Origin of the sequence: Bifidobacterium simiarum (genome assembly GCF_002802905.1) — a bacterium.
In the GTDB taxonomy this organism is placed as follows: Bacteria; Actinomycetota; Actinomycetes; order Actinomycetales; family Bifidobacteriaceae; genus Galliscardovia; species Galliscardovia simiarum.
In genome coordinates, this window is sequence record NZ_PEBK01000001.1 from 78,017 (window position 1) to 91,980 (window position 13,964).

Genomic DNA, 13,964 nt, shown 5'->3' on the forward strand with positions numbered 1-13,964 from the left:
ATAACCCGGGCCCTCAGACGTGCCGTTGTGGATGAATCACCAGGGTTTCACCGTCTTGTTGTCGGAACCTGTCGAGCTGCTGGGGGAGCTGCTGGGCGAGGCGCTCGGCACGGTGCTCGGATCGACCTTGCTGCCGGCGTCGTTCTGGTTGAGCAGCTGATCGAGCTTCTTATCGTCCTGCGCATCGGACTTCGAGTCATTCGCCGAACCGGTCTTGCCGGACTTGAGCTCGCCCGAGGAGCCGTCGGTCTTCGAACCGTTGGCGTCGGCGTTGATCCGGTCGGTCAGCCGCTTGGATTCGGCGGCGTTGGCGCCGATCGTGGACCGCACCGACGGCATCAGCATCCACGACGGCGACTGGGCGTCGCGGAACTGCGCGTCGGTGGCCTGCTGGGCGTTCTTCAGCTTGTCGAGGTCGGGAGACGCCTTGGCGTATTCGGCGATCGAGGCGTTCAGCGACGCCACGGCCGCGTTGTTCACCGACAATGCCCGCCAGTTCATGCCGGCCACCACGGCGGCGGCCAGCAGCACGACGGCCGCCACGATCAGCGCCACCCGCACCTTCATCGAGGCACGGGCAGTCCTGACGGTGCCAGCGGTCCTGTCGGTGGCCGTGGCCCTGCCCGTACCAGCGGTCCTGCCCGCAGCGGTGCCGGTGGCCCGCACGTCAGCCCTGCCGCCACGCCGGTTGCTTCGCTTGCTCACAGCAGCCTCCTCGACTTCGCCATCCAGTCCAATGCCTCCCATGCCAGCAGCACGCACAGCGCGATGGCCAGCGGCCACACCACGGGAACCGTATGCTCCCGGGCCTTGTGGGTCTGCGTCATGCGGAAGTTCTTCGACACGGCCTGCATGTCCTGCTCGCCGATGGTCCGGTCGACGTCCACATGCACGTAGGTGCCGCTCATCTCGTCGGCGATGGCCTTGAGGTTCTTCTCGTCCATCTTCGAGACGCCGGGCTTGCCGGTGGACGGATCGTTGACGTACTGCCCCTCGCTGACCGTGCCGTCGTCGCCGATCTTCGGGATGTTGCCTCCCGCGGTCGAGCCCACACCCACGCTGATGCCGGTGTCGGCGTAGGCGCGCAGCGACGAGAACGTGCGCCGGGTCTCGGTGGTGTTCTGCTCGCCGTCGGAGATGTAGACCACGATGATCGTGTCGTCGGGATGCTGCTGCCGGACGGTCTTCATCGCGGGCAGCAGCGCGTCCACGGCCTTGTCGAGGTTCGAGCCGGACGACGTGGACGTCGGCTCCGCCCTCAGCGTGCGGGCCCAGTTGTCGATCGCCCTCGCATCCGGGGTGAGCGGCACGTCCAGCGTGGCCGACGTGCCGAATCCGATGGCCGCGAAACTCGCGTCCGGATACCGGTCGGTCACGGCGGAGACGACCTTGCCTGCCGCGGCCAGACGGGTGATCGCCTCGCCGCTGCCATAGTGGGCGTCCTTCACGGCCATCGAACCGGTGACGTCCACGGCGATGAACACGTCGGTCGCGTTGATCGCCCGGCTTTCCGTACGCACCACCGTGCTGGGGGTGAGCAGCATTATGGCGATCGTCACGGCGATGAGCACGCGGCGGATCCATCCGAGCACGGTCGCATCGGTGTCGGGCCGCAGACGCATGGCGTGGACCATGCCCGCGACGGCCAGCGCCACGACGGCGATGGCGAGGACGGGGGAGACGATCCACCCGAACATCGGGGACAGGGTCAGGGAGGAAAGGGTCAGTCCGTTCATCGCTGCAACCTCCAGGCCACGATCAGGAAGCCGATGTACAGCGCCACCAGCGCGGGCACCCAGTACTGCGGGGCGTCCACCAGATTCGACTGGTTGCCGCTTTCGTTGGTGCGCGTGCGCTGGGAGTCGATCTGCCGCACCAGCTGCCCGACCGTGGAGCCGGACGACTGGGTGAGGAAGATGCCGCCGTGCGATTCGATCTGCGTCTTCATCTGCTGCGTGGTCGCCTCGCCGTTCGTCTCCTTCGCCCCCGAATACAGGCCGTCCACGGTGATCGAGGATCGGCTGGTCAGGTCGAGCGCCTGATCGAGGCGGTAGATCGGCGTGCCGGACAGCACGTTGTCGGTGGCCAGCACGATCGAGGCCTTGCGCGTCGGCGTCGACTGGGCCGATCCGCTGTCGTTGCCTGTGCCGGAACCGCTGTTGGTGCCGGCAGTCGAGAACTCCGGCAGCATGGCCGCGCAGCTGACCAGACCGTCGCCGATCAGCGAGGTGACGTCGGTGCGGTTCTGCGTGCCCTCCAGCCAGTCGGAGACCTGCTGGTACTGCTTGTCGCTCATCTTGTCGATGCTGTCCTGATTGATCACGCCGGTGAGGATCTTGTCGGCGTAGGCGAGCTGCCGTTCGACCAGATCATAGTCGTCGGTCAGCGGGAACACCGTGCGCGACGTGGAGTTGAAGATGCTCAGGCCGATGCGCTCGCCCTGGAAGTGCTTCACCAGCTCGCGGTAGGTGGCGATCACCTCGCGGTCGTACGGCAGGGTCGAGCCGGAGACGTCGAGGCACAGGATGATGTCCCTCGTCGACGTGGTGCTCGACTCGGCGTCGATGCGCGAGGGCCGGGCCAGCAGCGCGAATCCGATGATCAGGCACAGTGCGAGCAGTCCGACGGCCACGCGGTTGAGCGTCTTCCATTGCTTCCACAAGGTCTGCGCGTGCTCGGTGGCCATGTCCTGTGTCAGATTCCATACGGTCGCGGAGTCGGGATCCTCGAGTCGTCGGGCCACCGTCTCGGGTTTTGCCGTATGTCGGGCGAGCGCACGCCGGACCAGCAGGACGATCAGCGCCAGTACGGCCAGGGCGACGAAGGCCCACGGCCAGCGGAACGTGATCCAATTCGTCATGTCCGTCATGCCCGCCACCTTTCCACCAGATTGGCGACCCAGCCGGCCGCGGTGTCCACCGAGGCCTCGCGCACCCGGACGTTGGTCAGCGAGTCGGCGAACTGCGGCGGATACAGGGCCGCGATGGTCTGCCGCAGCAGATCGATGCCCTTCGCCGTGTTGCCGGATCGCGGCATACGGCTGAGCTCGGCCAGCGTGTGATTGGTCACGTCGCGTCCCAGACGGACGCTGGCGAAGCGTCGGGCCACGGCGGCCAGTTCGTCGAACGCCTCGTCATCGGTGATCTTTCCGGCGTGATACCGGCGTCGGACGTCGTCTATGAGGCGGAGCCACTCGTTCTTGCCGGAACCGGTCTTATGCGCTCCGGCGACCGGGACGGTCCGGCGTTTCGGCGTGGACAGCACGCCCGCGACGATCAGCAGGATCGCCGCAAGGGCCGCCAGCACGGCCACGGCGGCGACGAAGCCGGTGACGTCGGAGGCGGCGAGCGGACGGAAGTCGTCGGCGGCCATCGTGACCGTGGCCGTCAGGGTTGCGGTCGTTGCGGTCGTCATGATCATCGCAGACCTCCGATCGGCATGGCGGATCCCCTCGCGAGCGTGGAGGAGACCAGCGACACGAATTCGCCGAACATCTGATCGCTCGACCCGCCACGGATCATCGTGGCCCGCGCCCGGGCCAGCTCATGCTCCAGCGCCGTGGAGACGAACTCGCGGTGCGTGGCCACTTCGCGGGCGGTGCGCTCCCGGCGCATGAACGCCGGCAGACGGCGGCCGCTGTGGGCGTCGATCACATGGTCGAAGCGTTCGCTCAGCTCGAAGGGGTTGAGCACGGAGACGCTGACCACCACCAGCGGATGGGTCTGGCAGATCGTACGCAGCGCCGCGAGCTGGTCGCTCGACCACGCCGTCTCGTCCGTGGCCAGCACCACCATCGCCCGGCGGTTGCGGATCCGGCTCGCATAGTCGATCAGCGCGCCGAAGTCCCGCGGACGGTTCAGCTCCCGGTCCAGCAGACCGTCGAAGACATGCTCGAACCGGGCGAAGCCGCCGTTGAACGGCACGCGCGTGATATGCGCCGAATCCCCCGTGACGATCGACAGGTCGTCGCTGCGGCGCAGGGACAGCATCGCGAACATGCGCAGCGCGTTGGCCGCCACGTCCACGGCCCGCTCGCCGTTCGCGCACAGGCCGTTCATCTCCCGGCCCACGTCCATCATCAGCCAGATGTTGCCGGTGCTTTCGCGCTCCTTGTCCACGATCATCGGACGTGCGCTGCGGGCGGACGCCTTCCAGTCGATCAGACGGGCCTCCTCGCCCGGTTCGTACGGGCGGATGTCGAGATAGTCGTATCCCGAGCCGCGGCGGGACGACGGATGTTCGCCCTCCAGCATGCCCAGCGCGCGGACCACGGTGGGCAGCGAAAGGCGGGTTCCCAGGGATTCGATCTTGCGACGGATCGAATCGGTGGGGGTCTCGGCCTCGATCATGGTACGGGAACCGCCTCGATCATCGAATCGATCACCTGATCGACGCCCACGCCCTCGGCCAGCGCCTCGAAGGTGAGCAGGATGCGGTGACGCAGCACCTCATGGGCGAACGCCTTGACGTCCTCGGGAATCACGTAGTCACGGCCGGCCAGCAGCGCGTTGGCCTGACCGATGCGCACCAGCGCGATCGAGGCGCGGGGGCTGGCGCCGAGCCGCACCAGATTCGCGAGCCCCTTGATCGGACGGGGGCCGCCGCCGCGGCTGGTCTGCGCCAGCTGCACCGCGTAGCGCATGATCGGCTGCGAGACATGCACCTTGCGCGCACTGGCGCGCAGGAACTCCACGTCGCCGATCGTGATGGCGTTGGGCGCCACCGTCATGGTCTGCTGGTCGGTTCCGCGGCTGGTGAGCAGCTGCAGCATCGAGATCTCGTCGGCCTCGGACGGATACGTCATCACCGTCTTCATGAAGAAACGGTCCATCTGGGCCTCGGGCAGGTTGTACGTGCCCTCCTCCTCGACCGGGTTCTGCGTGGCGATCACCATGAACGGCTTCGGCAGGCTCACGCGCTCGCCGCCGATGGTGGTGGCGCCCTCGGCCATGGCCTCCAGCATCGCGGACTGGGTCTTGGCGGAGGAGCGGTTGATCTCGTCGAGCAGGACGAAGTTGGCGTGGATCGGACCGATCTGCGTGCTCATCTTCTGCGTGGCGAAATCGAAGATCTGCGTGCCGACCAGATCGGCGGGCATGAGGTCCGGCGTGCACTGGATGCGCTTGAACGTGCCGGAGACCGAGGTGGCGAGAATCTGCGCGGCGGTGGTCTTGGCCAGGCCGGGCACCGATTCGATCAGGATGTGGCCGCCCGCCACCAGCGTGACGATCAGCGATTCGCGCAGCTTGCTCTGCGCCACCAGACCCTGGGCGAAGTGGGCCCGGATGCGGTCGGTGAGCTCGTGGGCGCGCTGGATGTCGTCCCGGCTCACCGTGCTGACTGACGCGGTGCTGACGGGTACGGCGGTGGGGATCGACGCCATCGCGTCGGTCGGTTGCACAGGACGTGGGGGGAATAAAGCCATGGTCTCCACTGTAACGTGTCCCATGACAGCCCCGGGCGGACTCAGGTGACCGTTCGGTGAAGCCGTCCGTCCGGCGGAATCCGGCTACAGGCTCGCTACAGGCTCCAGTCCACCGGCTGCGCGCCCATCCGCTCCAGGGCGGCGTTGGCCTTGGAGAACGGCTTGGAGCCGAAGAATCCGTAGCGGGCGGACAGCGGGCTGGGATGCGGCGACTTGATGATGAACGCGTGGCGCAGCAGCGGTTCCAGCGTCTGGGCCTTGCGACCCCACAGGATCGCGACCAGCGGCACCGGATTGCCGTCGGCGTCGGTGCGGGCGTCCAGTGCGGCGATGGCGGCGTCGGTCACCTGCTCCCAACCCTTGCCCTGATGGCTGCCGGGACGACCCACCTCCACGGTCAGGCACCTGTTGAGCAGCATCACGCCGCGTTTCGTCCACGGCGTAAGATCGCCGTTCGGCGGCTGGGGGACCTGCATGTCGTCCATCAGCTCCGTATAGATGTTGCGCAATGATCCGGGAAGCGGGCTGACCCGCGGATCCACCGAGAAGCTCAGGCCCACCGGATGGCCCGGGGTGGGGTAGGGGTCCTGCCCCACGATCAGCACCCTGATCGAATCGAAGGGGATAGTGAATGCGCGCAGGATGTTGTGGCTGGCGGGCAGATAGTGCCGGCCGGCGGCCAGTTCGGCGCGCAGGAAATCACCCATGTGGTGGATCTGCGGCTCCACGTCCTTCAGCGCCTCGGCCCAGCCGGGCTCCACCAGTTCGTCAAGATTCTTGATCGGCATGGTCCCCACTGTAAACGGGATGCACGTCATCGCCGACCCGCGCCATGCGTACGGGCGTGTACGCAGTGGATATCGGCAGAGGATATCGACAGTGGGTATCGGCAGTGGGCATCGGTGTGCGCACGGATATCGTCAGTGGGTATCGGCGTCCTCGTAGCGGATATCGGCCGGGGTGGCGGCGTGGGCCCCGGTGTGTACACAATGGGTGCAAATCGCGTGGGCGCTTTGGGCGTGTGCCCCTGTGCGGCTACACTCGGCTGTGGAAAGTGAGGAGCTCCCATGAACGAAAAGCAGCCCGTGGCATATCCGACCGACGAGTTCGATAACCCGCCACAGGGTCCGGTCGGACTGCACCGCGGCCCCCGCAGCTTCGGTGCGCGCGCACTGCCGTATCTGGTGGTGGCCGCGGTCGCCGTGATCTGCGGACTGATCATCTTCTTCTGGGCCTCCGGCACGTTCGCCGGCTCCTCGTCATCGGCCTCATCGGCCACCCAGACGCAGACGGCCAGCGCCAAGGCTTCCGAGTCCGCCTCGAAGTCCTCGGCCGCCGCATCGGCCAGCGTCTCCGCATCCTCGCCGGCGGCAAGCCAGAGCGCCTCGGCCTCGGCCAGCCAGTCGGCCTCCGCATCCGCGTCCGATTCGGCCTCCGCCAGCGCCTCGCCCAGCCAGTCGCAGTCCTCTTCCCCTGCGGCCGACGTGAACCGCAGCTCGTCGGTGGTGGTGTACAACGGCACCCGACGCACCGGCTACGCCGCCCAGCAGGTGGCGGTGCTCCAACAGGCCGGATACACGTCGGTGACCCCGTCCAATCCGCGCAACCGCAGCAGCCTGCCGCAGAACAGCACCGTGTGGTACCAGAGCGAATCCGATCTGGCCACCGCGCAGGACGTGGCCGCCAAGCTCGGCATTTCCCAGGTGGTGCAGGTCAGCTCGCTGGGCACGCCCGTGGCCGTCGTCCTCATGCAGTGACGTCACGTCCGCGACGTCGGACGAGGCGGCCCGTATGCCGGGACGAGTATCACCTCTGATATCACTGGTATATCGTTTGACTGGACTTGTTGTCATAGCACCGTTTAAAATGACTCGTTAGCGTGCGCTGATGTGCGTGAGCCGTCAGCGTTCATGTCGATACGTTCATATGTTCCGGGGGATGTGTCCATAGTGAACGTGGCGGCGCTATAACTTAAATAAGGGAAGTTGTTATGGCAACGGGTACTGTAAAGTTCTTCAACGCTACGAAAGGGTATGGTTTCATCACTCCGGAGGATGGCGGTGAAGACGTCTTTGTTCACTATTCGGCCATCAACGCCCAGGGATATCGTTCTCTGGACGAAGGGGACAAGGTCGAATACGAGGCCGAGAAGGGACCTAAAGGAATGCAGGCCACCACGGTGACCAAGTTGTAACTCTTTTACCCCGGTTTCGGTATGGCCCCGGCGTGATACAGCGCCGGGGCCTTTTCGTATCCTCCTGCGTTCCCGCCCCTGCCATTCCCGCTCTTGCCCAGAGCGTATTCACGCCGCGATGTTGGCACTCGACGCCCGAGAGTGCTAATGTGCCAATTAGCACTCGAAGCGTGAGAGTGATAACGCCGGGCAGCTGACGGCCGGGCCCGCTCGCACGTGGACGGTGAATACGTACCACCAGCCATTTGGAGGAAAACAACCATGGCAAAGATTATTTCTTACGACGAGGAAGCCCGCTCCGGCATGCTGGCCGGTCTGGACAAGCTGGCCAACACCGTGAAGGTCACGCTGGGTCCGAAGGGCCGCAACGTCGTGCTCGATAAGACCTACGGCGCCCCGACCATCACCAACGACGGTGTGTCCATCGCCAAGGAGATCGAACTCGAGGATCCGTTCGAGCGCATCGGCGCCGAGCTGGTCAAGGAAGTCGCCAAGAAGACCGACGACGTCGCCGGTGATGGCACCACCACCGCCACCGTGCTGGCCCAGTCCGTGGTCCACGAAGGCCTGAAGAACGTGGTCGCCGGCTCCAACCCGATCGCCCTGCGTCGCGGCATCGAGAAGGCCACCGACGCCATCGTCAAGGAACTCGTCGCCGCCGCCAAGGACGTCGAGACCAAGGACCAGATCGCCGCCACCGCCACGATCTCCGCCGCCGATCCCGAGGTCGGCGAGAAGATCGCCGAGGCTCTGGACAAGGTCGGCCAGGACGGCGTCGTGACCGTCGAGGACAACAACCGCTTCGGTCTGGATCTGGAGTTCACCGAGGGCATGCGCTTCGACAAGGGCTACATCGCCCCGTACTTCGTCACCAACGCCGACGACCAGACCGCCGTGCTGGAGAACCCGTACATCCTCCTGACCTCCGGCAAGGTCTCCTCCCAGCAGGACGTCATCCACATCGCCGATCTGGTGATGAAGTCCGGCAAGCCGCTGCTGATCATCGCCGAGGACGTTGACGGCGAGGCTCTGCCGACCCTGATCCTGAACAAGATCCGTGGCACCTTCAACTCCTGCGCCGTCAAGGCTCCGGGCTTCGGCGACCGCCGCAAGGCCATGCTGCAGGATATGGCCATCCTGACCGGTGCCCAGGTGGTCTCCGATGAGCTGGGCCTCAAGCTCGACTCCATCGACGCCACCGTGCTCGGCTCCGCCGCCAAGGTCATCGTCTCCAAGGACGAGACCACCATCGTCTCCGGTGCCGGCTCCAAGGAGGACGTGGCCGCCCGCGTCGCCCAGATCCGCGCCGAGATCGAAGCCACCGACTCCGATTACGATCGTGAGAAGCTGCAGGAGCGTCTGGCCAAGCTGGCCGGCGGCGTGGCCGTCATCAAGGTCGGTGCCGCCACCGAGGTCGAGGCCAAGGAGCGCAAGCACCGCATCGAGGACGCCGTGCGCAACGCCAAGGCCGCCATTGAGGAAGGCCTGCTGCCCGGTGGTGGCGTGGCCCTGATCCAGGCCGCCGCCAAGGCCGAGAGCGACGTCAAGCTCGAAGGCGACGAGGCCACCGGTGCCGCCATCGTCTTCCGCGCCATCGAGGCCCCGATCAAGCAGATCGCCGAGAACGCCGGCCTCTCCGGTGACGTGGTGATCAACAAGGTTCGCTCCCTGCCTGACGGTCAGGGCCTGAACGCCGCCACCAACGAGTACGAGGACCTGCTGGCCGCCGGCGTCGCCGACCCGGTGAAGGTGACCCGTTCCGCTCTGCAGAACGCCGCCTCCATCGCCGGCCTGTTCCTCACCACCGAAGCCGTGGTGGCCAACAAGCCGGAACCGGCTCCGGCCGCTCCGGCCGCCGGCGCCGACATGGGCTACTGATCCGAAGGGATCCGCACCCAAGCCAGTCGGGCTTACCCTGATCGGGCCGTGATCTGAGATTCCGGTCCGATCGGTCCGATACCTCGATCAGTTCGAATACGCAGACGCCCCGATCCGCCATGCATACGCGGATCGGGGCGTTTCGTCGTTTCCGGGGAATCTTCCCGGGGATGGTCTATCCGGTCCGTCCGGTCCGTTCGACCTGTCCGGTCCGTCCGGGCTAGCTGGCGAAGAGGCGCGACGCCTGCGTCTCGGCATCCGAATAGACCATGGACGCCTGCGAGAGCGCGTTCTGGATGGATTCCAGCGAGGCCTCCATCTGCTGCTGGGCCGCGCGCCACTGGGCCGCCACGGAGGCGAACTGCGAGGCCGCGCCTCCCCGCCAGACGCTCTGCAGCTGGTTGAGGTTGGCGTACATGCCGTTCACCGCCTGCCGGATCTGGCTTACCGAGGCCGAAACCGCGGCGGATGACGACTGAATCTGTTCCGAATCGACTTGAAACTGTGGCATGGCTGTGTCCTTTCGCTGTGTGGCAGATTTTGCCGGGCTACGGCCCGATATGCCGTCGAGCCGTTAGAGTTGAGACTATGATCAGCTCATCATTGGAAGCAACGCGTACGGAACATGTGGTCGAACGTGCCCCGAAGGGCCCGTCGATGTGGATAACTTCACTGGCGAACACGCGATTGGGGATGATCGCGTCGTTGTTCACCGTGCTGTGCCTGATTCTTGCCTGCATGGCGTCGCCGCAGGCCGCATGGGCCGCCGACCCGAAATCCACGCCGTCGGCCAGCTCGAGCGCTTCGGCAGGCTCCTCGGCGAGCCCCTCGTCGGGATCCTCGGCCACCGAGAAGATGACGATCACCGAGGACATCACCGACACCGAGAACCTGCTCGGCGACAACCTCGGCAAGGTCATGGACGCCATCAAGACGACCAAGTCCGAAACCGGCGTGCGGGTCAAGCTGCTGTTCATCCCGAACTTCATCGAGGGGGAGGACCCGCAGAAATGGGCCGCCAGGGTGCTCAAGTCCACCGACCCCGACCCCAATACGGTGATGCTGGCCGTCGCGTCGGAACAGGGCAATCTCGTCGTGGCGGTCTCCTCGAACTCCGACGAATGGCTCAGCAGCCAGAAGACCGTGGACGAACTCTCCTCGGCCGCGCTCTCCCCGCTGACGGAAAACGACACCCCGGACTGGTCCGGCTCCGCCATCGCGATGATGGACCAGATCAAGACCCTGAAGAAGACGTCCACCTCGTCGTCGGTCACCAGCCTCGGCGTGTGGATCTTCGTCGGCTGCCTCGTGCTGCTGGCCGTCGCGGCCGTGGCGTTCCGCCTGATCAAGGGTCGCGGCCAGCACGCCCACGCCGACCGTCAGCTGGCCCGTCGCCAGCGTCGTCGCGCCCGCAAGCAGGACGACGGGAACGGATCGGCCGGCAATGACGACTCGGCCGGCAATGACGGCGACAAGGCCGAAGATGGCGACAAGGCCGAGGACGGCGCCGCCGCCGACGATCATGCCACTGACGATCATTCCGCCGCCGACCACAGTGCCGACGACCACAGTGCCGACGATCATGATGCCGACGGCTTGCCGAAGTCCGGCTCCGGCAACGAGGGCCGCTCCATCTTCATGCCTCCGGCCCCGCCCGCGAAGTAGCCGGCCGCGGATGCGGTCGCAGCGGATGATTACGGATGATTCAGCCGACATTCAGGAAACACCCAGCACAACGCGCGAAGGTTGACCTATGAGCAAATCCATTGAAGCATCGATTGTCGTCGTTGACGACGAGCCCTCCATCAGGGAGCTCCTGGTGGCCTCGCTGCACTTCTCCGGTTTCGAAGTCAATACCGCCGCATCGGGATCGGAGGCCATCGAAGTCATCGAGAAATGCAATCCCGACCTCATCGTGCTTGATGTCATGCTGCCTGACATCGACGGATTCACCGTGACCCGTCGCATCCGGCAGGAGGGCATCGACGCCCCCGTGCTGTTCCTCACCGCCAGGGACGACACCCAGGACAAGGTGATGGGCCTGACCGTCGGCGGCGACGACTACGTGACCAAGCCGTTCAGCCTCGAGGAGGTCGTGGCCCGCATCCGCGCGATCCTGCGCCGCACCCGCGAGCAGACCGAGGATGATCCGATCATCCGCGTGGCCGATCTGGAGATCAACGAGGATTCGCATGATGTGACCCGCCACGGTCAGGTGATCGAGCTGAGCCCCACCGAATACAAGCTGCTGCGCTACCTCATGGACAACGAGGGCCGTGTGCTCTCCAAGGCGCAGATCCTCGACCACGTCTGGCAGTACGACTGGGGCGGCGACGCCGCGATCGTGGAATCGTACATCTCCTACCTGCGCAAGAAGGTGGACGGCATCAAGTACACCGACGAGGACGGCGAGGAACGGAAGGTCGATCCGCTGATCCAGACCAAGCGCGGCATCGGCTACATGATCCGCGCGCCGAAGTCCGCTCCGGGAGCCTGATCCCGTGGTTCGCAAACAGTCCGGACCGAAGCCGGACAAGCGATCCGGCAAGGCGGCGGGCAAGGGCAGGAAGGACGGGAAGAGATCCTGTCCGCCGTCCGGAACCGCCAGCGGCCGTCGCGAGAACTCGCTGCTCAGGTGGCTGGACGCCGTGTCGCTGTCCACCAAGGTGGTGGCGATCATCCTGATCCTGCTGCTGTGCAGCTACGGCGTGATCGCCTTCGCGGTGCGTCAGCTGGTCGGTGCCTACATCGTGGACAAGACCGACACCCAGCTGCAGCGTCAGGCGAAGCTGGTGCTCAACAACATCTCCACGCTCCAGCAGTCCGACCACACCGATTCGCTGGGCCTCATCGACTACTACGTGCAGATCCGCGACGACGGCTACCACATCCAGTCCACCCCCGTGGTGCCCGTCCTGCCCGACAACGTGGTCTCCACGCCGAGCCTGCCGGCTTCGGGCACGCTCGGCGACGTGAAGATCGGCGAACCGTTCACCACCACCGCCAACGTGCAGATCGAAGGCTCCAACGCGAGCCGCAGTTCGGTGAACACGGCGATGGCGCCCTGGCGGGTGATCGCCGTGCCCTGGACCATGAGCGCGGTGAGGGACTCGGACGGCAACGTGATCTCCGGCCCCAGCCACGGCGTCGCGTTCATCGGCCTGTCTCTGCACGACATGAACGATACGCTGCAGATTATCAGCAAATACTTCCTCGTGGTGGCGGCGGCGACCGCGGTGTTCGCCACGATCATGGCCACCATCGCCATCGACCGGACGCTGCTGCCGCTCAAACGCATCGAGAAGACGGCGGCCAAGATCGCGGCCGGCGACCTCTCCCAGCGTGTGCCCAGCGCACCGGAGAACACCGAGGTGGGATCGCTGTCCGCATCCCTGAACACCATGCTCTCGCGCATCGAACGCAGCTTCCGCGAGCAGGAGTCCACCACCAACAAGATGAAGCGCTTCGTCTCCGACGCCAGCCATGAGCTGCGCACGCCGCTGGCCGCCATTCACGGCTACGCGGAACTGTACAAGATGCAGCGCGACTACCCCGGGGCGCTGGAACGGGCCGATCAGGCCATCGACCACATCGAGAAGTCCAGCACCCGCATGGCCGCGCTCGTCGAGGACCTGCTGTCGCTGGCCCGCATGGACGAAGGCCGCGGCGTGGACATCAACCAGAAAGCGCACTTGAGCGAGATCCTCGCCGAATCCTCGGAGGATCTGCACGCCCTCGATCCCGCCCGCACGATCACCTGCGGCGGCGTGTCGATCACCGGCGGGGACGCGCCCCTCATGCCGGCCAAGGGCCAGCGGCCCGAACCGGCCGAACCCTCCGGCGTGCGGTTCGTCCCAGGCGGCGTGCCGGACGTCACGATCAAGGGCGACCCGGCCCGACTGCGGCAGGTCATCACGAACATCGTCGGCAACATCCACCGCTACACGCCGTCCGACTCCCCGGTGGAAATGGGCGTCTCGGTGATCCGGGCCTCCCTGCCCGGCGTGGATCTGGGCACCATGGCCTCCACCGACGTCTCCCTCGACCACTTCGTGCAGGCCGCGCAGGTCGCCGCCTCCACCGGTTCCGGCCGTGACTTCGCGGTGGTGCAGGTCATCGATCACGGTCCCGGCATGCCGGCGCAGGCGCGTTCGATGATCTTCGAACGCTTCTACACCGCCGACCCCTCCCGCGCCCGTCAGAAGGGCGGCACGGGTCTGGGCATGGCCATCGCCCAGTCCGCGGTCAAGGCGCATCACGGCCTCATCTGCGCCGGCGACACGTTCGGCGGCGGACTGACGTTCACCGTGATCATTCCGGTGGACCACACGCCCGCGCCGACGGCTGCCACGCCCCACGGCGCCCCCTCGACGAAGGCGTAAGGTACAATGGTTGGTTGGCTTTACGGCCATAAGCCCCAGGCCGGTACGTGTAGCGATGTGCGAGTTGATCAGTAGTGAGGTGTGA

The 13,964-nt window shown here is 66.0% G+C and carries 14 protein-coding genes; 6 read left to right on the plus strand and 8 right to left on the minus strand.

Annotated elements, in window-relative coordinates; genetic code table 11:
• Positions 1-36 precede the first annotated feature (36 nt).
• From CSQ87_RS00280 to CSQ87_RS00310, 7 genes are all read right to left on the minus strand, one after another.
• The gene (locus CSQ87_RS00280; RefSeq protein ID WP_165776662.1) at positions 37-705 is read right to left on the minus strand and encodes a DUF6466 family protein; all 669 of its coding nucleotides are present in this window, start codon (positions 703-705) and stop codon (positions 37-39) included.
• Positions 702-1,736, minus strand: coding sequence for a vWA domain-containing protein (locus tag CSQ87_RS00285; RefSeq protein WP_100511858.1), 1,035 nt, complete (start codon positions 1,734-1,736; stop codon positions 702-704). Before CSQ87_RS00285 ends, CSQ87_RS00280 begins: the two co-directional genes overlap by 4 nt.
• Positions 1,733-2,860 (minus strand): vWA domain-containing protein, encoded by a 1,128-nt coding sequence (locus tag CSQ87_RS00290; protein WP_100512189.1) that lies wholly within the window; start codon positions 2,858-2,860, stop codon positions 1,733-1,735. Before CSQ87_RS00290 ends, CSQ87_RS00285 begins: the two co-directional genes overlap by 4 nt.
• Before the next feature lie 5 nt (positions 2,861-2,865).
• The gene (locus CSQ87_RS00295) at positions 2,866-3,414 is read right to left on the minus strand and encodes a hypothetical protein (RefSeq protein WP_133122305.1); all 549 of its coding nucleotides are present in this window, start codon (positions 3,412-3,414) and stop codon (positions 2,866-2,868) included.
• Between the two features lie 2 nt (positions 3,415-3,416).
• Positions 3,417-4,349 (minus strand): DUF58 domain-containing protein, encoded by a 933-nt coding sequence (locus tag CSQ87_RS00300; protein ID WP_100511860.1) that lies wholly within the window; start codon positions 4,347-4,349, stop codon positions 3,417-3,419.
• Complete coding sequence (locus CSQ87_RS00305) at positions 4,346-5,425, minus strand: AAA family ATPase (protein ID WP_100511861.1); 1,080 nt, start codon at positions 5,423-5,425, stop codon at positions 4,346-4,348. Before CSQ87_RS00305 ends, CSQ87_RS00300 begins: the two co-directional genes overlap by 4 nt.
• Positions 5,426-5,520: 95 nt before the next feature.
• Positions 5,521-6,213: a uracil-DNA glycosylase gene (locus CSQ87_RS00310; RefSeq protein ID WP_165776663.1), complete on the minus strand. Its 693-nt coding sequence runs from the start codon at positions 6,211-6,213 to the stop codon at positions 5,521-5,523.
• Positions 6,214-6,492: 279 nt separating this feature from the next.
• On the opposite strand from CSQ87_RS00310, the gene CSQ87_RS00315 reads away from it, so the two are divergent.
• The 3 genes from CSQ87_RS00315 to groL all read left to right on the plus strand — a co-directional run bounded on the left by CSQ87_RS00315 (position 6,493) and on the right by groL (position 9,497).
• Positions 6,493-7,182 carry a LytR C-terminal domain-containing protein gene (locus tag CSQ87_RS00315; protein ID WP_100511863.1) on the plus strand — a complete coding sequence of 230 codons (690 nt, stop codon included), beginning with the start codon at positions 6,493-6,495 and terminating at the stop codon, positions 7,180-7,182.
• A 233-nt stretch (positions 7,183-7,415) separates the two neighbouring features.
• A complete protein-coding gene (locus CSQ87_RS00320) occupies positions 7,416-7,619 on the plus strand; it encodes a cold-shock protein (protein WP_100511864.1) in 204 nt (67 codons plus the stop codon).
• A gap of 261 nt (positions 7,620-7,880) precedes the next feature.
• Positions 7,881-9,497, plus strand: coding sequence for a chaperonin GroEL (gene groL / locus CSQ87_RS00325; protein WP_100511865.1), 1,617 nt, complete (start codon positions 7,881-7,883; stop codon positions 9,495-9,497).
• Positions 9,498-9,717: 220 nt separating this feature from the next.
• Here groL and CSQ87_RS00330 read toward each other — a convergent pair whose 3' ends face one another.
• Positions 9,718-10,008, minus strand: coding sequence for a WXG100 family type VII secretion target (locus tag CSQ87_RS00330; RefSeq protein WP_100511866.1), 291 nt, complete (start codon positions 10,006-10,008; stop codon positions 9,718-9,720).
• A gap of 116 nt (positions 10,009-10,124) precedes the next feature.
• On the opposite strand from CSQ87_RS00330, the gene CSQ87_RS00335 reads away from it, so the two are divergent.
• The 3 genes from CSQ87_RS00335 (at position 10,125) to CSQ87_RS00345 (ending at position 13,879) form a co-directional block, all read left to right on the plus strand.
• Positions 10,125-11,162 carry a TPM domain-containing protein gene (locus tag CSQ87_RS00335; protein ID WP_133122306.1) on the plus strand — a complete coding sequence of 346 codons (1,038 nt, stop codon included), beginning with the start codon at positions 10,125-10,127 and terminating at the stop codon, positions 11,160-11,162.
• A gap of 88 nt (positions 11,163-11,250) precedes the next feature.
• Entirely contained in the window at positions 11,251-11,994 is a 744-nt protein-coding gene (locus CSQ87_RS00340) for a response regulator transcription factor (RefSeq protein WP_100511868.1), read from the plus strand.
• A gap of 4 nt (positions 11,995-11,998) precedes the next feature.
• On the plus strand, positions 11,999-13,879 hold the full coding sequence (locus tag CSQ87_RS00345; protein WP_100511869.1) for a sensor histidine kinase: 1,881 nt from the start codon (positions 11,999-12,001) through the stop codon (positions 13,877-13,879).
• The last annotated feature ends 85 nt before the right edge of the window (positions 13,880-13,964 follow it).

What these genes read in the sequence shown, in the direction of transcription:
- CSQ87_RS00285 (WP_100511858.1), bottom strand. Translation starts at nt 1,736, where the DNA reads ATGAACGGACTGACCCTTTCCTCCCTGACCCTGTCCCCGATGTTCGGG.
- CSQ87_RS00290 (WP_100512189.1), bottom strand. Translation starts at nt 2,860, where the DNA reads ATGACGAATTGGATCACGTTCCGCTGGCCGTGGGCCTTCGTCGCCCTG.
- CSQ87_RS00295 (WP_133122305.1), bottom strand. Translation starts at nt 3,414, where the DNA reads ATGACGACCGCAACGACCGCAACCCTGACGGCCACGGTCACGATGGCC.
- CSQ87_RS00300 (WP_100511860.1), bottom strand. Translation starts at nt 4,349, where the DNA reads ATGATCGAGGCCGAGACCCCCACCGATTCGATCCGTCGCAAGATCGAA.
- CSQ87_RS00305 (WP_100511861.1), bottom strand. Translation starts at nt 5,425, where the DNA reads ATGGCTTTATTCCCCCCACGTCCTGTGCAACCGACCGACGCGATGGCG.
- CSQ87_RS00310 (WP_165776663.1), bottom strand. Translation starts at nt 6,213, where the DNA reads ATGCCGATCAAGAATCTTGACGAACTGGTGGAGCCCGGCTGGGCCGAG.
- CSQ87_RS00315 (WP_100511863.1), top strand. Translation starts at nt 6,493, where the DNA reads ATGAACGAAAAGCAGCCCGTGGCATATCCGACCGACGAGTTCGATAAC.
- CSQ87_RS00320 (WP_100511864.1), top strand. Translation starts at nt 7,416, where the DNA reads ATGGCAACGGGTACTGTAAAGTTCTTCAACGCTACGAAAGGGTATGGT.
- groL (WP_100511865.1), top strand. Translation starts at nt 7,881, where the DNA reads ATGGCAAAGATTATTTCTTACGACGAGGAAGCCCGCTCCGGCATGCTG.
- CSQ87_RS00330 (WP_100511866.1), bottom strand. Translation starts at nt 10,008, where the DNA reads ATGCCACAGTTTCAAGTCGATTCGGAACAGATTCAGTCGTCATCCGCC.
- CSQ87_RS00340 (WP_100511868.1), top strand. Translation starts at nt 11,251, where the DNA reads ATGAGCAAATCCATTGAAGCATCGATTGTCGTCGTTGACGACGAGCCC.